The organism is Mesorhizobium huakuii (assembly GCF_030160235.1).
GTDB classification, from domain to species: Bacteria; Pseudomonadota; Alphaproteobacteria; order Rhizobiales; family Rhizobiaceae; genus Mesorhizobium; species Mesorhizobium huakuii.
Genome location: NZ_BSNY01000047.1, coordinates 408,890 through 430,582 on the forward strand (window position 1 = coordinate 408,890; position 21,693 = coordinate 430,582).

Annotated in this window: 22 protein-coding genes; 9 read left to right on the forward strand and 13 right to left on the reverse strand. The window is 63.9% G+C overall.

Annotation, left to right across the window (positions count from 1 at the left end):
• The 4 genes from QQK95_RS24210 to QQK95_RS24225 form a co-directional block, all read right to left on the reverse strand.
• A complete protein-coding gene (locus tag QQK95_RS24210) occupies nt 1-1,470 on the reverse strand; it encodes a UdgX family uracil-DNA binding protein (protein WP_284276906.1) in 1,470 nt (489 codons plus the stop codon).
• Nucleotides 1,471-1,472: 2 nt separating this feature from the next.
• Nucleotides 1,473-2,708 (reverse strand): putative DNA modification/repair radical SAM protein, encoded by a 1,236-nt coding sequence (locus QQK95_RS24215; protein ID WP_284276907.1) that lies wholly within the window; start codon nt 2,706-2,708, stop codon nt 1,473-1,475.
• Between the two features lie 88 nt (nt 2,709-2,796).
• Nucleotides 2,797-4,197, reverse strand: a complete 1,401-nt coding sequence (locus QQK95_RS24220; protein ID WP_284276908.1) for a glutamine synthetase family protein — start codon at nt 4,195-4,197, stop codon at nt 2,797-2,799.
• An 11-nt stretch (nt 4,198-4,208) separates the two neighbouring features.
• Nucleotides 4,209-5,591: an aspartate aminotransferase family protein gene (locus QQK95_RS24225; RefSeq protein WP_284276910.1), complete on the reverse strand. Its 1,383-nt coding sequence runs from the start codon at nt 5,589-5,591 to the stop codon at nt 4,209-4,211.
• A gap of 157 nt (nt 5,592-5,748) precedes the next feature.
• On the opposite strand from QQK95_RS24225, the gene QQK95_RS24230 reads away from it, so the two are divergent.
• Nucleotides 5,749-6,201, forward strand: a complete 453-nt coding sequence (locus QQK95_RS24230; protein WP_284276911.1) for a hypothetical protein — start codon at nt 5,749-5,751, stop codon at nt 6,199-6,201.
• Nucleotides 6,202-6,219: 18 nt separating this feature from the next.
• On the opposite strand, the gene QQK95_RS24235 is transcribed toward QQK95_RS24230, so the two are convergent.
• Nucleotides 6,220-6,651, reverse strand: coding sequence for a MarR family winged helix-turn-helix transcriptional regulator (locus QQK95_RS24235; protein ID WP_284276912.1), 432 nt, complete (start codon nt 6,649-6,651; stop codon nt 6,220-6,222).
• Nucleotides 6,652-6,715: 64 nt separating this feature from the next.
• On the opposite strand from QQK95_RS24235, the gene QQK95_RS24240 reads away from it, so the two are divergent.
• Nucleotides 6,716-7,171: a hypothetical protein gene (locus QQK95_RS24240; RefSeq protein WP_284276913.1), complete on the forward strand. Its 456-nt coding sequence runs from the start codon at nt 6,716-6,718 to the stop codon at nt 7,169-7,171.
• Between the two features lie 2 nt (nt 7,172-7,173).
• On the opposite strand, the gene QQK95_RS24245 is transcribed toward QQK95_RS24240, so the two are convergent.
• The gene (locus QQK95_RS24245) at nt 7,174-8,148 is read right to left on the reverse strand and encodes a WD40 repeat domain-containing protein (RefSeq protein WP_284276914.1); all 975 of its coding nucleotides are present in this window, start codon (nt 8,146-8,148) and stop codon (nt 7,174-7,176) included.
• A gap of 247 nt (nt 8,149-8,395) precedes the next feature.
• Entirely contained in the window at nt 8,396-9,469 is a 1,074-nt protein-coding gene (locus QQK95_RS24250) for a CobW family GTP-binding protein (protein ID WP_284276915.1), read from the reverse strand.
• Nucleotides 9,470-9,870: 401 nt separating this feature from the next.
• On the opposite strand from QQK95_RS24250, the gene QQK95_RS24255 reads away from it, so the two are divergent.
• Nucleotides 9,871-10,341: a MarR family winged helix-turn-helix transcriptional regulator gene (locus tag QQK95_RS24255; RefSeq protein WP_284276916.1), complete on the forward strand. Its 471-nt coding sequence runs from the start codon at nt 9,871-9,873 to the stop codon at nt 10,339-10,341.
• On the opposite strand, the gene QQK95_RS24260 is transcribed toward QQK95_RS24255, so the two are convergent.
• The gene (locus QQK95_RS24260; protein ID WP_284276917.1) at nt 10,342-11,214 is read right to left on the reverse strand and encodes an AraC family transcriptional regulator; all 873 of its coding nucleotides are present in this window, start codon (nt 11,212-11,214) and stop codon (nt 10,342-10,344) included.
• A gap of 52 nt (nt 11,215-11,266) precedes the next feature.
• Here QQK95_RS24260 and QQK95_RS24265 point away from each other — a divergent pair, with 52 nt between their 5' ends.
• The 5 genes from QQK95_RS24265 to QQK95_RS24285 all read left to right on the forward strand — a co-directional run bounded on the left by QQK95_RS24265 (nt 11,267) and on the right by QQK95_RS24285 (nt 15,321).
• Nucleotides 11,267-11,674, forward strand: a complete 408-nt coding sequence (locus QQK95_RS24265; protein ID WP_284276918.1) for a DUF2000 family protein — start codon at nt 11,267-11,269, stop codon at nt 11,672-11,674.
• Nucleotides 11,675-11,873: 199 nt separating this feature from the next.
• Nucleotides 11,874-12,758 carry a DMT family transporter gene (locus tag QQK95_RS24270; RefSeq protein ID WP_407660605.1) on the forward strand — a complete coding sequence of 295 codons (885 nt, stop codon included), beginning with the start codon at nt 11,874-11,876 and terminating at the stop codon, nt 12,756-12,758.
• A gap of 78 nt (nt 12,759-12,836) precedes the next feature.
• Complete coding sequence (locus tag QQK95_RS24275; protein WP_199646143.1) at nt 12,837-13,859, forward strand: LacI family DNA-binding transcriptional regulator; 1,023 nt, start codon at nt 12,837-12,839, stop codon at nt 13,857-13,859.
• Nucleotides 13,856-14,839, forward strand: coding sequence for a 2-hydroxyacid dehydrogenase (locus QQK95_RS24280; RefSeq protein ID WP_284276920.1), 984 nt, complete (start codon nt 13,856-13,858; stop codon nt 14,837-14,839). The genes QQK95_RS24275 and QQK95_RS24280 overlap by 4 nt, the downstream gene beginning before the upstream one ends.
• A gap of 83 nt (nt 14,840-14,922) precedes the next feature.
• Nucleotides 14,923-15,321, forward strand: coding sequence for a hypothetical protein (locus QQK95_RS24285; protein WP_284276921.1), 399 nt, complete (start codon nt 14,923-14,925; stop codon nt 15,319-15,321).
• Here the strand turns inward: QQK95_RS24285 and QQK95_RS24290 are convergent, their stop codons facing one another.
• Entirely contained in the window at nt 15,322-16,095 is a 774-nt protein-coding gene (locus QQK95_RS24290; RefSeq protein ID WP_284276922.1) for a gamma-glutamyl-gamma-aminobutyrate hydrolase family protein, read from the reverse strand.
• A 265-nt stretch (nt 16,096-16,360) separates the two neighbouring features.
• Here QQK95_RS24290 and QQK95_RS24295 point away from each other — a divergent pair, with 265 nt between their 5' ends.
• Entirely contained in the window at nt 16,361-17,470 is a 1,110-nt protein-coding gene (locus tag QQK95_RS24295; protein WP_038651600.1) for a TRAP transporter substrate-binding protein, read from the forward strand.
• Between the two features lie 58 nt (nt 17,471-17,528).
• Here QQK95_RS24295 and QQK95_RS24300 read toward each other — a convergent pair whose 3' ends face one another.
• From QQK95_RS24300 to QQK95_RS24315, 4 genes are all read right to left on the reverse strand, one after another.
• On the reverse strand, nt 17,529-17,903 hold the full coding sequence (locus tag QQK95_RS24300) for a VOC family protein (RefSeq protein ID WP_284276923.1): 375 nt from the start codon (nt 17,901-17,903) through the stop codon (nt 17,529-17,531).
• A 289-nt stretch (nt 17,904-18,192) separates the two neighbouring features.
• Nucleotides 18,193-19,212 carry a zinc-dependent alcohol dehydrogenase family protein gene (locus QQK95_RS24305; protein WP_284276924.1) on the reverse strand — a complete coding sequence of 340 codons (1,020 nt, stop codon included), beginning with the start codon at nt 19,210-19,212 and terminating at the stop codon, nt 18,193-18,195.
• A gap of 13 nt (nt 19,213-19,225) precedes the next feature.
• The gene (locus QQK95_RS24310) at nt 19,226-21,016 is read right to left on the reverse strand and encodes a TRAP transporter large permease (protein WP_284277064.1); all 1,791 of its coding nucleotides are present in this window, start codon (nt 21,014-21,016) and stop codon (nt 19,226-19,228) included.
• Nucleotides 21,016-21,600: a TRAP transporter small permease subunit gene (locus QQK95_RS24315; RefSeq protein ID WP_284276925.1), complete on the reverse strand. Its 585-nt coding sequence runs from the start codon at nt 21,598-21,600 to the stop codon at nt 21,016-21,018. The genes QQK95_RS24310 and QQK95_RS24315 overlap by 1 nt, the downstream gene beginning before the upstream one ends.
• Nucleotides 21,601-21,693 lie beyond the last annotated feature (93 nt).

The following is a 21,693-nucleotide window of genomic DNA, read 5'->3' on the forward strand; positions in this document are numbered from 1 at the left end:
TCAGGTCGTCATCAGCCGCTTCACTTGCCTCATATCGGTCAGAAACCTCTCGCGCTCGGCGTCCTTCTCCGCAGCTTCTTGAATGCGCAGGATGAAGGACGGGTGGATGGTGATGAACACGCGCAGCCCATCCTCCCGCTCGATCACCTGGCCGCGCATTCTCGTCACAGGAATAGCTTTACCCAGCAAAGACAAGGCAGCCGTTGCGCCGAGTGCCACGGCAAGATCCGGCTTGATCAGTGTGAATTCCCTGTCGATCCACCAGCGGCAGGCCTGCACCTCGCCGGCATTCGGCTTGGAATGGATGCGGCGCTTGCCGCGCGGTTCGAATTTGAAGTGCTTGACAGCATTGGTGACGTAGACTTTTTGGCGATCTACCCCCGCGTCATCGAGGATCGCGTCGAACACCTTGCCGGCCGGACCGACGAAAGGTTTGCTGGCGAGGTCCTCCTGATCTCCGGGCTGCTCGCCGACAAAGATGACCTTGGCATCATCAGGTCCTTCGCCGAACACGGTTTGGGTCGCATCGCGCCATAACGGGCAACGACGGCAACCTTTCGCGGCCTCGCGCAGCTCGGAAATGCTGCTGGCTTCGTCACCTTGGGACACCTCGGCAGGCTCACGCTTCGGCCAATGCTTTGCCTGCACCTTGGCGTGGTGCGGGGCGGGTATTGTCGGCATTCTGGCAATCATCTCCGTGGCGGCCTTGTCCGCTCCTGCGATCAGCTCTGGAATGAGCGAGGCCTCGGGAAGGTTCCGCCAATATTTCTTCGGCATCTCCTTCTGCATGGCCTTCACCTTCAGCCGCGCCGGATTGAAGATGTTCTCGAAATAGGTGCGCCACAGCGCCTCGGTGTCGTCCTGTTCAGGGGCATCGCCCTTGGCCGCGCCCGGTCCGATCGCCAGTCTCTCACCGTCCCAGTCGGCGGAGGTGTGCGGCGTCAGGATCGTCCAGCGCATGCCGGTGAAGCGCCTGACGAAGAAATCCGCATTGCGCTCGACGATGAAATGATCCGGCTCGAACCAAGCGACATAGCGCTCCTCGTCGCCATCGCCGATCTTCCGGAAGCGCACGAAGGCATGCATCTGGTGGCTGTCGCGCCGCACCGCTTTTTCCATGGCCTCCAGGCGCCTGGTGTCGGGATCCGATGCGATTGCCAGCAGCTTCGGCTCGGTGCGCAACCGCCACAGCATCCGGTAAAGTAAGGCGAACCGGCTGGGGTCGGAATGGCAGAATGCGGTTTCGGCGTGCTCGATGAAGTCGCGCGGCACCACGAGTTGTACACCGTCAGGCACAGCCGGCAAATCGCTCGGCGGCCGCCCTGAACCGGCCGCGACGTGCCAGCTGATGTCCTCGGGCCTCACCTCGTTCAGAGCAAGGCGCCGGGCCGCGTCGCGCCAACCGGCAAAGTCGGTCTCGCTTTCAAGCAAGACGCCGTATCGGGCAAGTTTGAGTTCGGCCGGCGGCATGGTCAAAACAACGACAATTGTTCGCAGGAACGCACGATGGTGTCGCGCAGGCCGGTTTTGTCGGTGACAGCGCCAGGCGACCAGCCTTCGGCAATGATGAATGGCCTGAGCTTGGCGATCGACTGGCAAATTCTCCCGACATCTTCGAGCCGCATTCGCCGGTGGCGCCGCGTCTCCAGGATTTTCGCCACCACCTTGGTGCCGAGACCGGGAACGCGCAGCAGCGCCTCGCGATCTGCCCGGTTGATGTCGACTGGAAACTGCCCGCGATTGCGCAGCGCCCAGGCGAGCTTGGGGTCGATGGCGAGGTCGAGCATGCCATCGCTGCTGCCGGCCAGGATTTCCGGCTGCGAGAACCCATAAAAACGCATCAGCCAGTCGGCCTGGTAAAGCCGATGCTCGCGCACCAGCGGCGGCTTCTGCAGCGGCAGCGACGATGACGAGTCCGGGATCGGACTGAAGGCCGAGTAATAAACGCGCCGCAGATGGTAGCTGCCATAGAGCCGCGCGCTGGTGTGCAATATGCCGTCGTCGGATGTCTTGTCGGCACCAACGATCATTTGCGTCGACTGCCCGCCCGGCGCGAAGCGCTCGCGCTTCTTGGTCCTCAGCGTCGGTTCGGCTTTTTCCTCCATCTTCTGGCGCAGCCTCGCCATGGAAAGACGGATCGTTTCCGGCTTCTTTTCCGGGGCCAGTTTCTTGACGCCCTCATCAGTGGGCAGCTCGACATTGATCGACAGGCGGTCGGCATAGAGGCCGGCCTTTTCGACCAGTTCGGCGGAGCTTTCCGGAATGGTTTTGAGATGGATATAGCCGGAAAATTTCTCCTCCAGCCGCAGCCGCCTTGCCACTTCGACCATCTCGCTCATGGTCTCGTCGGGCGAGCGGATGACGCCCGAGGACAGGAACAGGCCCTCGATATAGTTGCGCCGGTAGAAATCCATGGTCAGCTTCACCACCTCGTCGATGCTGAAGCGTGCGCGCTTCACATTCGATGACGAGCGGTTGATGCAATAGCTGCAATCATAGATGCAGAAATTGGTGAGCAGGATCTTCAGGAGCGAAATGCAGCGGCCGTCCGGTGCATAGGAATGACAGATGCCCATGCCTTCGGTGGAGCCGATGCCGCCGGATTTCAGCGAATCCTTCTTCACCGAGCCGGATGAGGCACAGGAGGCATCATATTTGGCGGCGTCGGACAGGATCGCCAGCTTTTCACGGACGGTGAGAGCGCTCATCTGTTCATGATATGTTCTAGGCTGCCGCCGCGCTACCTCATTTGACATAGGCGGCGAAAAAAGTGATCGCCGCCCATCACAAGGTTTGTCACACCTCGTGCAGGTAGAGATGATAATCCAGTTCGCTGACCGTGCGTGCCACGCGCAGATATTCGGACTGTTTGATCGCCACGAAGGTGCGGTGCAAATCCTCGCCGAGCGCGCCTTTCAGGAAGCTGGAGGCCTTGGCCGCTTCGATCGCGGCACGCCAATCCGCCGGCATCGTCGTGCGGGTGACGGCCGCTTCATAGCCGTTGCCGGTCGTTTCCGGACCCGGATCGAGCCCTTCGTCGAGGCCTTTGATGATGCCGGCCAGCACAGTCGCGGCGATCAGGTAGGGATTGGCGTCGACGCCGGACGGCCGGTGCTCGATGCGCCGGTTCCTGGCGTCACCCGCCGGCACGCGCAGCGCCACCGAGCGGTTGTTGACGCCCCAGGTCGGCGCCACCGGCGCATAGGATTGCGAGACGAAGCGCCGCCAGGAATTGGCGTGCGGCGCAAACACCAGCATCGATTCCGCCATTGTCTGGATCAGCCCGCCGAGCCCCTGCAACAGGGGTAGCGACCAGCTCTCGCCGCCGGCTTCGGCAAACACGTTGCGGCCGGCTCTGTCCTGCAGCGAGACGTGGAAATGCATGCCCGAGCCGGCATATTTCTCGATTGGCTTGGCCATGAAGCAGGCGGTCACGCCATGGCGTCGCGCCTGCGCCCGCACCAGCCGCTTCAGCATGACGAGGTCGTCTGCCGCCCGCATCACATCCTTGCGGTAGTTCAGCGTCAGTTCGTATTGGCCCGGTGCATATTCCGATATCACCGTCTCGGCCGGAATGCCTTGCGCCTTGGCGGCGGCGTAGATGTCGGAGAACAGCGGCTCCATGCCGTGCAGATGGTCGACGGAATAGACCTCCGTCTTGCCCGAAACGCGGCCGTCGAGCACCGCGCGCGCCGGCTGCACCTTGCCGTCGGCATCGCGCTCATTGGCCAGCAGGAAGAATTCCAGCTCGAAGGCGCCGGCCGGGTAAAGCCCCTTGGCCGCCAATATGTCGACCTGCCGGGCCAGCGCCAGGCGTGGGTCCGACGACATCGGCTGGCCATCGAGATGGTACATCGCCATCAGCACCTGGCCGCGCGGCGGATTGGTGCCGTAGAGCGGCACCAGCGTGCCGGGGATCGGCCAGGCCCTGAGGTCGCCGTCGCCGGTCGTCCAGATCAGCCCGGTCTCGTGCACATCCTCGCCGGTGATGTCGAGGCCGAGAATCGAGATCGGCATATGCCGGCCGCCCTCGAAAATGCTTTTAAGTTCATGCCGGCGCACGATCTTGCCGCGGCCGACGCCATTGGCGTCGGTCAGCACGATATCGAAGGCCTCGATCTCGGGATGGGCGTCGAGAAAGGCTTGCGCCTCGGTGGGCGAAGACCCCGAAGGGGAGGTCACGATGGCATTGTCCATGGCCGCTTGTCTCATGCCGCAAGCTTTGCCGCAACCGCGCCGAAGGCGCTGATCAACCGGTTGACCTGGGCGCCTGACGTCGCCGGCGAGATCAGCATCATGTTGTGGAAGGGCGCGATCAGCACGCCGCGATTGACCAGCGCGACATGGATGGCGGCCTCGAGCTCCGGCGCGTGCGCGGTCTCCGCTTCGGCGCCATTGCGCAACGGGCCGGGTGCGCAGATGAACTCGACACGGGCGCCAACGCGGGCGACATGCCAGGGCAGGCGATAGCGGTCGATCACGCCGGTCAGCCCGGCATCCAGACGCCGCGCCAGATGGTCCATGTGGTCATAATTCTCCGCCGTCATCACCTCTTCCAGCGTGGCGCGCATGGCAGCGAACTGCAGCGGGTTGGCCGACAGCGTCGTGCCCATGCCGGAATAGCCGGGCTCCTTGGTCCTGTTGTAGTCGGCGTAGCGCGAGGCAACCTCGTCGCTCATGCCCCACACGCTTGCCGGCACGCCGCCGGCGATCGGCTTGCCCAGCACGAAGAAGTCCGGATCCAGGCCGTATTTCCTGGTGTAGCCGCCCGGGCCGGTCGAGATCGTGTGCGTCTCGTCGATCAGCAGCAGCGTGCCGGTCTCGCGGGTCAGTCGGCGCAGCGTGTCATGGAAGCCAGGGTCGGCCAGCACCATGCAGGAATTGGTCAGCACCGGTTCGGCGATGACGCAGGCCACGTCCTTGTCCTTCAATGCCGCTTCCAGCGCGGCGACGTCGTTGAACTCGATCACCTTGGCCGTGCGGGTCAGGTCACGGAACTCGCCCGCCAGTCCTGGCCGGTTGACTGGCTTGCCGTCGATCAGCCGCACCATCGTCTCGTCGACCGAGCCGTGATAGCAGCCGTTGAAGACCAGGATCTTTTCGCGACCGGTGACGGCGCGGGCAACGCGTAGCGCGAAGCGGTTGGCGTCGGTCGCCGTCGTCGCGATCTGCCAGAACGGCAGGCCGAAGCGTTGCTGCAGCAGCGGCCCGATGGCAAGCGCGTCTTCCGAAGGCAGCATGTAGGTCAGGCCGCGCCCGGCCTGGCGGCGGATGGCGCGCGCCACCGGCGGCGGCGAATGGCCGAACATCGAGCCGGTGTCGCCAAGGCAGAAATCGTCGAGCCTGTTGCCGTCTATGTCGGTGATCGCAGCGCCCTTGGCGCTGTCGACCAGGATCGGAAACGGCGTCGGCCAGTCGTTCATCCAATGCATCGGCACGCCGCCGAAGAAGCCGGGCAGGCCGTTGCCGACCTTGGCCTGCGATTTCGGCCGCGCCTTGCGGAAGGCCGCGCCTTCGGTCTCGCGCAGTTGCGCGATGCGGTCGCGGCTGATGCCGCCGATGGACGTCTTTGAACTGTCGCTGCTGCGCATGAAAACCCCTCTCGTCCGTCCCTCTTAGCCAATCCATGTCCGCAACCGCAATTGGCCGCGCGCCCGCCCTGCATTGGCTCAGCCTTTTCCAGCGGCGCTTGACCGTGCTGCCGAAGTCAGCGCCAATATGAGCGGGAATTGAGGTGGGGGAACAAGAATGCGGACGATCGCCTGTGTGGCAATTCTTCTGGCGTCGGCCGGCACGGCCCTCGCCTCGGGCGGCATCTGGTGCAACGTCGACGATACGGCGGTGACATTCGACGTCGGCGCCGGCGTCACCAGGGGCATGGGCGGCCCGACCTTCAACTTCCGCGGCGATCTCGAGATCAAGGCGAGGCCGGCTGGCGATGGATTGCGCAAGACAGTGTTCGGAGATTCCAACCTGACCCAGTACTGGCTGGACGACAAGGAACTGCGGCTGAACATCTACCACGAGCACGAGGTGGCGAACGCCTTCAATTCGGTCGAACTGACGATCCTGACCAAGGCCAGCGACGAAGGCGTCTATGACGGGCAATACACGCTTGCCGTCTACGACAATGCCGCCGACACCGACAAGAATGGCAAGCCGGTTGAATTGACGGGCACGGTGTCGTGCGGGGCTGAGTAGCCTCGCCGATCGGTTGTGTCAGCCTGCCTGCATCGAGGCGATGGCGCGTCGCATCAGGTCGAGAAACACCAGCCGCTCGTCCTCGCTGAAGCCTGTCAGGGCGACCTCGTTCTGTGAGCGCGCGGCCTGCATCGCCGGTTCGCGCAGGCCCACGGCTTTCGCGGTGAGATGGATCGACTGCGAGCGCCCGTCTTCGGGGTGCAGGCGCCGTTCGATCAGCCCGTCACGTTCCATGCGGATCAGCGTGTTGGCCATCGTCGCTTGTTCCACGTTGAGACGCTGCACGAGTTCGCGTTGCGTCAGGCCATTTTCATCCCACAGCGCCAGCAGCGTCATGAACTGGGCGGGCGCCAGGCCGAGCGGCCGGATGCGCTGCTGCAGCCCGTTGGCGAACAACCGCGCCATATGGTTGGCCAGGAATCCGGCGGATCGTTCCTTCTGAAAGGTCATGCCCGCCAGATAATAGTTGAATAGCATGCTATGCAATGATATATAGCTTGCTATGGAGATCAAAATGAAAACCAAAATTCATGCAGCGGCAGGCGCCGTCGCGCTCATCACGGTTTCTGCTTTCTGGCTGTCGACGGCCACGGTTGAACTGTTCGGCGACACGGCCGCGATCACAACGGTCAAGAACTGCGTTCTGGCCGGCATGGCGGTGCTCATCCCGGCAATGATCATTGCCGGCGCATCGGGCTTTTCGCTCGGCAAGGGTTGGAAGAGCCCGGTCGTGGCACGCAAGAAGTGGCGCATGCGCATCATCGCCGCCAACGGATTGCTGGTGCTCGTGCCCTCGGCCTTTCTGCTCAGCAGCTTTGCCGCGGCCGGTCGCTTCGACAATTTCTTCATGATCGTCCAGACGATCGAACTGGTAGCCGGCGCAACGAATATCGCACTGCTATCACTCAACATGCGCGACGGGCTGTCGCTGCGGCGCAAGCCTCTTCGGCTGGCCGCGCGAACGCGGTGAGTTCAGGCCGTGATGTCGATGACGCCGCAGTCGCCGGCCGCGCTGCCGAAGGCGATGCGGCGTTCTTCCTTGTCCCACATCATCGCGGTGATGGCGCCCTTGCCTTGCCGGCGCAGCAGCACTTCCTTGGCGTCGGCGAAGCGCGCGGCGATCACCATGCCGTCCTCATAGCCGATCGCCACGACGTCCTGGCTCGGATGGCATGCCACGCATGTCACCATCGTGTTGCCGCGCGTGCCGAGTTCCAGCGGCGCCTTGCCCATCGGCCCGTCCTTGCCCGAAAACGGCCAGACGATCGCCGCCGGCGCGCCGGAACTCGCCAGCCATTTGCCTTTGACGCTCCATGACAGGCTTTTGACCTTGCCGGGATAACCGGTCATGCGCATGTGCTTGCCGTCGGCGAGCTTCCAGCCATGCAGCGCGTTTTCCTGCATGGTGGTGACGAGGAAGGCACCGTCCGGCGAAAAGGTGATGCCGGTGTGGGCGCCGGCCCATTCGAGCTCCACCGGCTTGCCTTCGGCAGCCGGGAAATGCAGCGTCGCGCCATTGTAGCGGGCAACGCCGAAGCGCATGCCCTTGGGCGAAAACGCCAGCCCCTCGACCGAACGCGGATGGGTAAATTCCCTGGTCTTGCCATCGGCGAAGCGCACGAAGGCAGTCTTGCCCGTCGCAAAGGCGATGGCGCCCTGCGGCCCGGCGGCGACGCTGGTGACCCACTTTTTTCCGGCGCTTGCCACGTCGGTGGCTTCGCCGCCCGCTTTCACGGCAAACACCTTGCCGTCCTCGCCGCCGGTGATCAGCCGGTCATTGGCCGCATCGTGGAACGCGGCGAGCAGCCCGTCATTGGCCTGGATGGTCTTGTGGCCATTGTCGAGCCGATGAATGGCGCCGTCGGCCAGCGCGAAATGCGGCACGTTGCCAAGGAAGACGGCGGCCACGCAATGGCCTTCGAGATCGAGAGGGGCAACTGTGGGCATCAGAACCATTCCAATGAGATTTGTCGCCAACCCGGGAAGGCGCCAGCGCCGCCAGATGTGACGCCCACCTTCTCCCCTTGTGGGAGAAGGTGGATCGGCGCGCAGCGCCGAGACGGTTGAGGGGTGGGTGACGGAGCACCGTCATTGCCAAGCTGGAACACCCCTCATCCGACCTCGCTTCGCGAGGCCACCTTCTCCCGCAGGGAGAAGGAAGAGGGGGCAGCGCTAGCGCCATAAAGTCAGGAAATCAAGCCGCCTGGCAGGCGTCGAAACTCTTCTTGAGCCGCTCGGCGTCGAGTTCGCGGCCGATGAACACCAGCCGGCTCTCATGCTTCTCGCCGTCCTTCCAGGCGCGCTGGTGGTCGCCCTCGATGATCATGTGCACGCCCTGCAGGACGTAACGCTCGTCATCACCCTTGAGCGCGATGATGCCTTTCAGCCGCAGGATGTTGGGGCCTTCCATCTGCGTGATCTTCTCGATCCAGGGGAAGAACTTCTTCGGGTCCATCTCGCCGCCGCGCAGCGACACCGATTTCACCGTCACGTCATGGATGTCGGAAGGATGCGCATGATCATGGTGATGATGGTGGTCATGCCCGTCATGATGATGATGGTCGTGATCGCAGTCCGGGCCACACTCGTGATCATGATCATGATCATGGTCATGCGCCTCGAGGAAATGCGGATCGTTCTCCAGCGCCCGCGACAGGTCGAAGGCGCCGCGGTCGAGCACTTCCGACAGGGCGACGCCGGCGCGCGTGGTGCGATGGATCCTTGCCGCCGGATTGATGGCGCGGATCGTCGCCTCGACCTTGGCGAGTTCTTCCGGGGTGACGAGATCGGTCTTGTTGAGCACGACGACATCGGCGAAGGCGATCTGGTCCTCGGCTTCCTTGGAATCCTTGAGCCTGAGCGGCAGATGCTTGGCATCGACCAGCGCCACCACCGCATCGAGCTTGGTCTTGGAGCGCACGTCGTCGTCCATGAAGAAGGTCTGCGCCACCGGCACCGGATCGGCGAGGCCGGTGGTCTCGACCACGATGGCGTCGAAGCGCCCCGGCCGGCGCATCAGGCCCTCGACGACGCGGATCAGGTCGCCGCGCACCGTGCAGCAGACGCAGCCATTGTTCATCTCGTAGATTTCCTCGTCGGATTCCACGATCAGGTCGTTGTCGATGCCGATCTCGCCGAATTCATTGACGATGACCGCGTAGCGCTTGCCATGGTTCTCCGACAGGATGCGGTTGAGCAGCGTCGTCTTGCCGGCGCCGAGATAGCCGGTGAGAACGGTTACGGGGATCTGCGTCTGTGCGTCGCTCATGGCTTGCCTCGAGATGACTGGGCCTTCAAATCCAGGCCTCGAAAAAGGGATTGTCGGTTCCATATAGGATGTGTGCAGGGCTTTTGCACGGGGCAAACCGATGGGCCAAAGCTCTCGGCCTGGCTACTTGTAATATCGGCATGCCGGATGACTGCGGGAGCGCGCCCCTGTGGCGAGCAAGGCGCCTTTCATGCCACGCGCGCCTTGTCTTGGCGTTGATTCCTGTGCGGCGAAAAGTCGTTTGTCATCTAACTGAAATAAACATCTGGCATTAGCCACGGCGGGCACCGCAATGCTTGCCGGCAAAGCTGTTTCACGCGCCGGATTCTTTTTATCGTCGATTGCCAACCGGCCGGCTGCGTCTATGCTGTCGCTACCGGTATGGCCGAAGAGGGATGACCATGGCCAAGGCGGACAAGACTGCGACAATGAGCCGGCTGCATTCGGCGGCAAGGCTGGCAAGAACGGCGCTGGCGGCCCGGCTCCTGGCGCATGGCTTCTACGCTGGCCAGGACCAGATCATGCTGGCGCTCGACCGAGAGGACGGCCAGACGCCTGGCAATCTTGCCGGCCGCCTCGGCGTGCGCCCGCCGACCATCACCAAGACCATCAACCGGCTGCAGGCGCAGGGCTTTCTGGAAAAGCGCGCGTCCGAGGCCGATGCCCGCCAGGCGCACATCTTTCTCACCGACACTGGCCGCGATATCATCCACGCCATCGAGAAATCGGTGAAGAAGACTGAAAAGCAGGCGCTGAAGGGCCTCGACAAGAAGGACCAGAAGGCGCTGTTCAAGCTGCTGGCCCGCATCGAGGCCAACCTCTCCAACGAGGAGCTGGAGCTGATCGACGACGACGCCGAGTCGGACGACTGATCAGGCCGCTGCCGGGGTTGAGCCCTGGATCAGCGAGGACCAGCGCCCCGGTGTCATGCCGAACGCCTTCTTGAATTGCCTGTTGAAATGGCTCTGGTCGGTGAAGCCCGCCTCGACCGCGATCTGCGCCAGGGGTTCGCCGGCGGCCATCATCCGCCGCGCGCGCTGAAGCCGGCGCATTACCAGGAAACGATGCGGGCTGGTCGAGAAGGCGGCGCGGAAATGCCTCGATAAGGCGTAGCGGTCCAGTCCGGTGACGGCTTCCAGCTCGCCGGAGCGTACGGGACGCGTTGCGTTCTCGGTCAGATAATCCCGCGCCAGCGCCGCCGCCCGCCACGCCGTCCGGGCCATCGGCTTCGCCGGCTGGCCGGCATGGCGCGCCAGGCCGTGCATCAGTTGCGTGAGAAAATCGTCGACGAACAGCTCGTCGAGTTCCTGCTGTAGCGGCCCCAGCGCCGAAAGCAGCGTGGCGCAGAAGGCGTCGTCCCTCACCACGGCATCCCTGACGAAGGGCAACGATGCGCCGCCAAGGCAGTCCAGCATCAGCGACGGTTCGAGATAGAGCATCCGGTAGCGCAACCCGTCCTCGGTGCCGGCGCCGCCATCATGCAGTTCGTCGGGATGCAGCACGATGATCTGGCCGGGCAGGCTCAGCCGCGTCGCGCCGCGATAGCGAAAGGTCTGCACGCCATGCAGAGTCACCCCGATCGCGTAGGTGTCATGACGATGCAGATCGAAGGCGCTGCCATGAAAGCGCGCCTCGATCCGCTCCATGCCGGCGGGGTCGGGCGCGGAGATGATGCAGTTCTCCGCCGCATCCGCGCACAAACGTCCAAGACCCCTAGAGGCCTGCCGGTCTAGTTCGAACGACATCGTCTCCTTCAGCCTCGCAATCGAGGCCCAACCTCGAATGGTCCCTTTTCTCATGTTCGATACGAAATTTGCAATCGTCCTGCGGGAAGACTTGCCCGTCTGGCAGAAACTCAACGTCACCGCATTTCTGACTAGTGGCATAGTCGCACAGTTTCCCGACATCATCGGCGAGCCCTATCGCGACCGCTCCGGCAATCTCTACAACCCCCTTTCGATCCAGCCGGTCATCGTGCTGTCGGCAGACCAGGTGTCGCTGGCCGCGATCCACCGGCGCACGCTTGAACGCGGCGTGACGACCTCGCTCTATGTCGAGGAGATGTTTTCCACCGGCTTCGACGCCGCCAACCGCGCCGTCTTTGCACAATTCGCGCCTGAAGACGCCAAGGTGGTCGGCATCGCGCTGCGCGCCGAGAAGAAGGTGGTCGACAAGATCACCAAGGGCGCCCGCATGCAGGCTTAGGGGGGAGGCTTGGACTAAGCCTGGCGGCTGCTATTGTTGTGCCAGCGAGCTCAGGTGCGCGGCAGCGGCCGACAATTGGCTTGCCGGCAAGCGGCAATTCCCGCAAAGGTGCGCTCTAGCCCAGCTTTTCCCCGGCCTGCACGTGAATGCTTCCAAAAGATATGTCGAAAGCGCGACGCCGCCGGTGGCGATCCTGTGCATGCTTTCCACCTATGTCTTCTTCACCTTCCTCGACACCTCGAGCAAATATCTCGTCCTTGCCGGCGTTTCCGCGCTGATCGTTGCCTGGGTGCGCTTTGCCGTGCATGTCGTGCTGGTCGGCACGCTCCTGCGCGGCTGGCGCGATCCGGTGCGGTTTCGCCCGGTCAACCTGCCGGCGCATGTGCTGCGTGGTGTGTTCCTGTTCGGCTCGACCATGTGCAACATCCTGGCCCTGCGCTCCCTGCAGCTGGCCGAGACGACGTCGATCTATTTCTTCGGGCCGATGGTGATCACGGCACTTGCCGGCCCGCTGCTTGGCGAATGGGCCGGCTGGCGGCGCTGGCTGGCCATCCTGGCCGCCTTCGCCGGGGTCCTCATCATCACGAGGCCAGGTGTCGGCGTCTTCGGCATCGGCCATCTCTTCGCACTCGGCTCGATGCTGTCGAACTGCTTCTATGTCATCATGACGCGCCGCATGTCGTCGACCGAGACGTCGGAAAGCCTGATCCTGTTTTCAGCGCTGGCGCCGACGGTGCTGCTTCTGCCCATGCTGCCGTTTTCCTTTTCGCTGCCGCATGACGGCTGGCACTGGTTCGTGCTGCTTATGCTTGGCGTGTTCGGCGGCGTCGGGCACTGGCTACTGGTCCAGGCCTATCGGCTGGCGACGACCACGGCGCTCGCCCCCTATCCCTATTCGCAGATGGTGTGGATGATCATTTCCGGCTGGATCGTCTTCAAGCAGTTCCCGGATCGCTGGACGCTGGTCGGCGCCGCCATCATCGTCGCCAGCGGCCTCTACATCGTCCATCGCGAGCACCGGCTTCGGCTGCAGAGCCGCGCGGCCTCCGATGTCGAGGCCGAGGCGCTGGCAAAAAAACTTTGATTTGCCCCCGATCGGTGGCATAACGCCGCCTTTAAACTGTTTAGGTCGCAATTCAGCTCGTTCGGGGGGCGCAAGGCGCTGGCACAAAAAATCAAGCTTTCGACGATCGCCGATGCACTTGGCGTGTCCACGGCCACCGTGTCGCTGGCGCTGCGCGACAGCCCGCTGGTTGCCGGTTCGACGCGCGACCGCATCAAGGAACATGCGCGCGCCATCGGCTATATCTACAACCGCCGCGCCGCCAGCCTTCGCACCTCGCGCTCGGGCATTGTCGGCGTCGTCGTCCACGACATCATGAACCCGTTCTTCGCCGAGATCCTGCGTTCGATCGAGAGCGAGCTCGACCGCAGCCGGCAGACCTTCATCCTGTCCAACCACTACGACCAGCTCGAGAAGCAGCGCACCTTCATCGACACGCTGCTGCAGCTCGGCGCCGACGGCGTCATCATGTCGCCGGCCATCGGCACCCCGGCCGCCGACATACTGATGGCCGAGGAGAACGGCCTGCCGGCGGTGCTCATCGCCCGCACCGTCGAGGGCGCCGACGTGCCGGTGTTTCGCGGCGACGACGCTTATGGCACCGGGCTTGCCACCAACCATCTGATCTCGCTCGGCCACAAGCGCATCGCCATGATCGGCGGTACCGACCAGACCTCGACCGGCCGCGATCGCTACCAGGGCTATGTCAACGCCATGGAGGCGGCCGGGCTCGAGGTCAGGCCGTCTTGGCGCATCGCCGGCCCGCGCACCAAGCAGGCCGGCTTCGAGGCCGCCGGACAGTTCCTGGCGCTGAAGGACAGACCGACCGCCGCCTGCTGCTGGAACGACCTCGTCGCCATCGGCCTGATGAACGGCATTGCGCGCGCCGGCCTGGTGCCGGGCATCGACATCTCCGTCACCGGCTATGACGATCTAGAGGAGGCGGCGATCGCCACGCCGGCGCTGACCACCGTCTGGAACGGCCAGCGCGAGGTCGGCCGCCGCGCCGCCAGCGCGCTGCTCGACAAGCTCAACGGGCAGACGGTGCGGCCCTCGCAGGAATTGATCAAGCCGGAACTGCATGTACGCCAGTCGACCGGCAAGCCGGTGGAGCGGGCATGACCAAGGCCGAAGAGCTGCAAGCCGTCGCCATTCTGGTGCCGGCGGACTTCAGCGACCATGCCGTCAGGCGCATCGACCGTACCTTCAAACAGATCAGGATCGAGCGCGCCGATCCGGCGCTGGTCACCGAGGAGATGCGCCGCACCGTGCGTGGCATCGCGTCGTTTGCCGGCATCAGCGCGGCGATGATGGACGCGCTGCCCAATCTCGAACTCATCGCCTCCTTCGGTGTCGGCTATGATTCGGTCGATGTCGGCCATGCGGCTGCGAGGAACATCATGGTCACCAACACGCCCGACGTGCTGACCGAGGAGGTCGCCGACACGGCGATCGGCCTGCTGATCAACACGATCCGCGACCTGCCACGCGCGGAAAACTGGCTGCGCGACGGCAGCTGGGCGCGCAAGGGCAACTATCCGCTCAGCCGGCTGACCTTGCGCGCGCGCCGCGTCGGGATTTTCGGCATGGGCCGCATCGGACAGGCCATCGCCCGGCGGCTTGAGGCGTTCGGACTGCCCGTCGCCTACCACAATCGGCGTCGGGTCGAGGGTCTTTCCTACGAGTATCATCCGACGCTGAAGGGTCTGGCGGAAGCGGTCGATACGCTGATTTCGGTGGCGCCTGGCGGGGCTTCGACGCAGAAGGCGGTCAATGCCGAGATCCTGTCGGCGCTCGGCGCCAACGGCGTCTTCGTCAATATCGGCCGCGGCAGCACGGTCGACGAGGTGGCGCTCGCAGCGGCGCTTGCCGACGGCACCATCGCCGCCGCCGGGCTCGACGTCTTCGCCGACGAACCGAACGTGCCCAAGGCGTTGCTCGACGCCCCCAACGCCTCCCTGTTGCCGCATGTCGGTTCGGCCTCCGAGCACACGCGCCGCGCCATGGCCGATCTGTGCGTCGACAATCTGGTGTCCTGGTTCACCGAGCGCCGGCCGCGGACGCCGGTGCCGGAGACGGCGCATGTGAAGGCTCCCGGCTGAGTGGCAGTTTGCCACATTTATTAACGCCAGCTTAACCCTTTGAAATCATTCTCCATCCTGCCCTTGTGTGTGGATGAGGCAGAATGAAAACGCTTTTCGCATTGATCGCCGCCGCAGCCTTGTTTGGCGGCGTTCAACTGTTTCATGACGGCAATGGCGAAAGCGTCGCCGAAGAGGTCACGCCGTCCAACACCTACAGGCTGGTCGCCAATGGCGCTGAGGGAGCCTGCGCGGTGAGCCGCGGGGCTGAAATTTCGGATGGCCTGTCCCTGCTTACAGTTGCTCCGACATGCCGTCGTCTGATGCCCGGCATTGAACAGGCAAAGTTCTGGCGCGAGCAGAATGACGGCACGGTCGCCTTCAGCGTCAACGGCATCGATCCGATCGTCACCTTCGCCGTGGCCGACGGCGACGGCTACGAATCCTATGCGCCCGCCGCGCCCTTGCTGTCGCTGGCGGGCGAGCACAGGACCGGCGACTGATTACTCCGCCGCTGCCCGCGAGCCAGCCTTGGCGGCGGCATGCAGGCGCACCGCGTCGCCAAAGGCGCGGAATATCTTGGCCGAGTTGCTGTCCGAGTTGACCCAGTACTCCGGATGCCACTGGACACCGACGGCGAAGGCGCGGGCGCCCTTGACCGACACCGCTTCGACCGTGCCGTCAGTGGCGACAGCCTCGATCTCGAGCTTCGACCCGAGCCGGTCGATCGCCTGGCGGTGCAGTGAATTGACCTTGATCTCACCGGCGCCGAACACGCCGGCCAGGCAGCTGCCCGGTTTGATCGAAATGGTCTGATGGATGGCGAAGCGCTCGTCCTGGTGGTCGCTCACTGGCGCGCGGTGGTCGAGCGAACCCTCGCGCTCGTGGATCTCGGTGCCCAGCGTGCCGCCGAGCGCGACATTGAGCTCCTGGATGCCGCGGCAAATGGCGAGCAGCGGCACGCCGCGCTCGATCGCCCGGCGGATCAGCGGCAGCGTGGTGGCGTCACGCGCCGGATCATAGGGACCGTTGGCTTCGCTGGCATCGCCACCGTAAAGCGAGGGGTGCACGTTGGATTTCGACCCGGTGACCATGACGCCGTCGACCGAGGACAGGAGTTCGTCGAAGTCGAGCCTGTCGCCGAACGACGGCACCAGCAGCGGGAACACGCCGGCGCCGGCAACCGCCGCTTCGAGATATTGCTGCGGGGCGGCATGCCAAGTGTAGTTGTCGAACTGACGGACGTCGGTCGATATGGCGACGAGCGGCTGGTGCATTTTGGGTCTGTTTTCCATCTGGCCAAGGGATGTCCTGCCTCCAAAATAGGCGATCCCCGGGCATTTTTCCATGCCAAGTTTCGGCGTGTCGCATGGGCCACGAAATCCCCTGTTAGACTATAGTTGCAGGGTCGCATGGCTTGGTCACCAAATCAGGCCGCCGTGCTGGACTAGGCTTCTCGGCTGTGTATTGTTTCGGCCAACCGATGCGGGAGCCCGAGGATTTCCCGGATGTCGGTCTGTTGATCCAAAAGGGAGGAACTGCATGGATCGTCGTTCATTCATTCGCAAGGCAGGTGTGACCGGCGTCGGCGCCGCGGCGGCGGCGGCAACGCTGGCGGCCCCGGCAATCGCCCAGTCCAATCCCAAGGTGACATGGCGGCTGGCGTCGTCCTTCCCGAAGTCGCTCGACACCATCTATGGCGGCGCCGAGGTGTTCTCCAAGATGCTGTCGGAAGCCACCGACGGCAATTTCCAGATCCAGGTCTTTGCCGCCGGCGAACTCGTGCCCGGCCTGCAGGCCGCCGACGCCACCACGGCCGGCACGGTCGAGGCCTGCCACACGGTGGCATATTACTACTGGGGCAAGGACCCGACATGGGCGCTCGGCGCGGCAGTTCCCTTTTCGCTCAACGCGCGCGGCATGAATGCCTGGCACTACCATGGCGGCGGCATTGACTTGTTCAACGAGTTCCTCGCCACGCAAGGTCTCTTCGGCCTGCCGGGCGGCAATACCGGCGTGCAGATGGGCGGCTGGTTCCGCAAGGAAATCAACACGGTCGCCGACCTCTCTGGCCTCAAGATGCGCATTGGCGGCTTCGCCGGCAAGGTGGTGCAGAAGCTCGGCGTCGTGCCGCAGCAGATCGCCGGCGGCGACATCTATCCGGCACTGGAAAAAGGCACGATCGACGCCGCCGAATGGGTCGGCCCCTATGACGACGAGAAGCTCGGCTTCTACAAGGTCGCGCCCTATTACTACTATCCCGGCTGGTGGGAAGGCGGCCCGACCGTGCATTTGATGTTCAACAAGGCGAAATACGAAGAGCTTTCGCCGGCTTACAAATCGCTGCTGCGCACCGCCGCGCAAGCCGCCGATGCCGACATGCTGCAGAAATACGATTATGTGAACCCGGCGGCGGTGAAAAGGCTGGTGGCCGGCGGCGCGAAACTGCGTCCGTTCAGCCAGGAGATCATGGCCGCCTGCTTCGAAAAGGCCAACGAGGTCTACGCCGAAATGGAGGCCTCGAACGCGCCGTTCAAGAAGATCTGGGAATCGATCAAGGGCTTCCGCAAGGAGCACTACCTTTGGGCGCAGGTGGCCGAGTACAATTACGACACCTTCATGATGGTCCAGCAGCGCAACGGCAAGCTGTAAAACTGGCCCACCGCGTTTGTTGAAGAGACCCCGGGCGACACGCCCGGGGTCTTTCTTTTCAGGCCTGTGCGGAACCGACCTCGACCAGTATTCCGCCCGGTGCATGGCAGTAGAAGGTTGTGGACTTGAAGCCGCCGCGCGTCAGGTCCTCGACTTCGCCCGGCGCGAAGCCTGCTTCGGTCAATTCGGCCTGCTTGGCGTGTACAAGCTCTGGGCTGCCGACAAAAAAGCCGACGTGAGAGCCGTCCGGATACGCGGAGGGTTTTCCCTTGCCCGGCGTCATCAGGTTGAGGGCAAAGCCGTCGGCTCCGCGCAGGATGGCGAAGGCATCCTTGCCGCGCATGGCGACAAGTTCGAAGCCGAAATGGCTGGCGAAGAAGGCGGCAAGAGCCGCGACTTCCGATGTGATGAGGTTGAGATGGTTCAGTTTCATGGTCTTTGTCCTGTTGCGGTTGAAACGCGGACAGGCTTGGCTGCGGACCGGGAACCGGCGGGACCGTGACATCAGAAAATCCGGACATGACCCAACCGGCCCACGGGCTTTCGCCTCGCTTGCCGGCCGCGGGTTCTCCCGCATATTCATGCGGCGAACAGGCCTCCGTCCTGGAACGGAAGAGACCGGACTACCTTACCGGTCATGTCTTTTTCGGCGCCGGCTGGATAGCCGATCGGCAGCGTGACGGCAAGCGGGTCCGGCGCGACCGGTCCTTGGCTCAACCCCGTCACGGCACCACCAGCACCTTGACCTCGCCGGGCGCCGGCGGGTTGGCGATCACATCGGCCGCCTCTTCGAGCGGCACCTGCCTGGAGATCAGCCGGTCGATCTCGATCGCGCCGGAAGCGATCAATTCGGCGGCGCGGCGATGCGTGTACGGATTGAGGAACGAGCCGACCACCTTCAATTCCCGAAACAGCAGGTCGAATGGCTCGAATTCCGCCTTCATGCCTTGCGGCGTCACGCCGACAATGACGACCGTGCCGCCGGCCCTTGCCAGCCGCATCGACTGCTCGACGGTGTCGCGCACGCCAGCGCATTCGAACACCACGTCGGCGCCGCCGGGCATCAGGCCTGCGGCTCCCGCGATGGCGTCAATGACGTCGCCGGCAGCGGGATCGACCGTCGCCGTCGCGCCGAGCGACTCGGCAAGCGCGCGCCGGGAAGCCTGCCTGGTCGACAGGATGATGGTCGTGGCGCCGGCCAGTCTTGCCAATTGCACGGTCAGCAGACCGATCACACCGCCGCCCAGCACGATCGCCGAACTGCCCGGCCTGATTTCTGCAAGGTCGACGCCATGCAGGCAGCAGCCGAGCGGCTCGCAGAAGGCGCCATGCGTCGGCGGCAATTCGGCGGGCAGGATGAAAGCCTGTTCCTGCGGCAGAATCACATATTCGGCAAAGCCGCCGTCGCGATGGATGCCGATGGCGTTGAGATTGCGGCAGAGATTGACCCGGCCGGCATGGCAATGCGGGCACCGTCCACAGGCGATGTTGGGATCGCCGGTGACGCGGTCGCCGACGACAAAGCCGGAGACGGCGTTGCCGATCGCCTCGATGATGCCCGAAAATTCATGTCCGGGCGTCACCGGCGGCCGGCACGGAAATTCACCATGGAAAAGATGCCGGTCGGTGCCGCAGACGCCGCAGGCTTCGATGCGCACCAGAAGCTCGTCCGGGCCGGCGACAGGTTTGTCGACCTCGCGCAGCGCGATGCTGCCAACCGCTTCCAGCCGCACGGCTTTCATGGCGCCGTCCCCATCAGTTGAAGCTCGGCGGCTGCGAAAGGTCCGGCGCCGGTGCCGCCGGCTTGGCCGGCGGCGCATCGCCGAAACTCGGTGGTTGCGACAGATCCGGCGTGCCGGGCGCGGCCGGTGCGCTGCCGCCATTGGCAGGGGCCGTGCCACCAGCCGGCGGTGTACCGAGCGGCGACAGGCCGGGCACTTCCGGCACCTTGTAGTCGATCGTGCCTGGATCGATCACCGTGCCCTTGTAGCGCATCACCATTTGCGGGAAGGCGATGGTCAGCCCGATCATCACCACCTGGATCAGCACGAAGGGCACCGCGCCCCAATAGATCTGGCCGGTCGTCACCGGTTCGATCTTTTTGCCGGTAAGCCGGTCGAGATAGGGCACGCGGGCGGCGACCGAGCGCAGGTAGAACAGCGCGAAGCCGAAGGGCGGATGCATGAAGCTGGTCTGCATGTTGACGCCGAGCAGCACGCCGAACCAGATCAGGTCGATGCCGAGCTTGTCGGCCGCCGGCGCCAGCAGCGGCACGATGATGAAGGCCAGTTCGAAGAAATCGAGGAAGAAGGCCAGGAAGAACACGAGGATGTTGACGCCGATCAGGAAGCCGACTTCGCCGCCCGGCAGCGAGATCAAAAGGTGTTCGACCCAGATGTGGCCGTTGACGCCGTAGAAGGTGAGCGAGAACACGCGCGCGCCGATCAGGATGAACAGCACGAAGGACGACAGCCGCGTCGTCGAGGTCAGTGCCTGCTTGATCACGTCCAGCGACAGCCGACCCTTTGCCGCCGCCATGACCAACGCGCCGACAGAACCCATGGCGCCGCCCTCGGTCGGGGTGGCGATGCCGAGGAAGATGGTGCCAAGCACCAGGAAGATCAGTGCCAGCGGCGGGATCAGCACGATGACCACCTGCTGCGCCAGCCTGGACATCATGTTGAAGTTCAGGCGCTTGTCGGCAATTGCCACGATGTAGATGAAGAGCACCCCTACGGTGGCGCCGAGAATGTCGGCATTGTCGCCATGGGCTGGGGCGAGATAGCGATACGCGGCATAGGAGATGGCCACCGCCACCACCAGCGCCACCAGCAGCGACAGAACACCGTGGCCGAGCGTGCGTGCCTCGAGTGGCAGCGCCGGCACCATTTTCGGCCGGAAGATCGATACGATGAGGATGTAGAGCGCGTAGAGACCGGTGAGCACCAGGCCCGGGATCAGCGCGCCGGCATACATGTCGCCAACGGAGCGACCGAGCTGGTCGGCCAGCACGATCAGCACCAGCGATGGCGGGATGATCTGGGCCAGCGTGCCGGAGGCGGCAATGACGCCGGACGCCAGCCGGCGGTCATAGCCATAGCGCAGCATGATCGGCAGCGAGATCAGCCCCATGGCGATGACGGATGCCGCCACGACCCCGGTGGTCGCCGCCAGCAGCGCGCCGACGAAGATCACCGCATAGGCGAGGCCGCCGCGTATCGGTCCAAACAGCTGGCCGATCGTGTCGAGCAGATCCTCGGCCATCCCTGATCGTTCGAGCACGATGCCCATGAAGGTGAAGAACGGAATGGCCAGCAGCGTGTCGTTCGACATCACCCGGCTACCGTAGAAATTATCCGGCAGTGCGTGCAGAAGCGGCCAGGCGAGATTGATCGATCCACCGGAATAGGGCGAGAGGAGCACACCGATGAAGAAGAACATCAAGCCGTTGGCGGCCAGCGAGAAGGCCACGGGGTAGCCGATCAGCAGGAAGATGATCAGCGAGGCGAACATGATCGGCGCCATGTTCTGGGCGATGAATTCCATCATGAGCGCACCTCGTCGGCCAGTGCCTTGGCTTCGAGCTCGGCTTGCTCATGTGCCGATATGAACGGATTGGGGTCGTCCATGTCGCCGCGCATGATGGCGATCTTCTTGATGATTTCGGAGATGCCCTGCAGGGCCAGCAGGAAAAAGCCGACCAGCAGGATGGCCTTGGCCGGCCAGATGATAAGGCCGCCGGAATTGTTGGACATCTCGCCGCTGCGGAACGACAGTGACACGTAGGGAACGAAATAGACGACCATCAGCGTCACGAACGGCATCAGGAAGAGGAGATGGCCGAGAAGGTCGATCCAGTGCTGTACGCGACGTGAAAACAGGCCGTAGACGACATCGATGCGGATATGCTCGTTCTGCTTCAGCGTATAGGCGGCGGCCAGCATGAAGGCGGCGCCGAACAGGTACCACTGCAGCTCCAGCCACGCATTCGACGAAATGTCGAAGATCTTGCGGATGACGGCGTTGGCCGCACTCACCAGGATCGCCAGCAGGATAAGCCAGGATACCGATTTGCCGATGAATTCGTTGGCGCGATCGATCGCCCTGGATAGAGCGAGAAGCCCTGCCATGCATTCCTCCCTTTGTCGGAGGCGTGTCGGCTCCCCCTTATTCCGTCACGCCGCTTGGTCCAACGGTATGCCGCGCGTGGACTGACGGGTCAA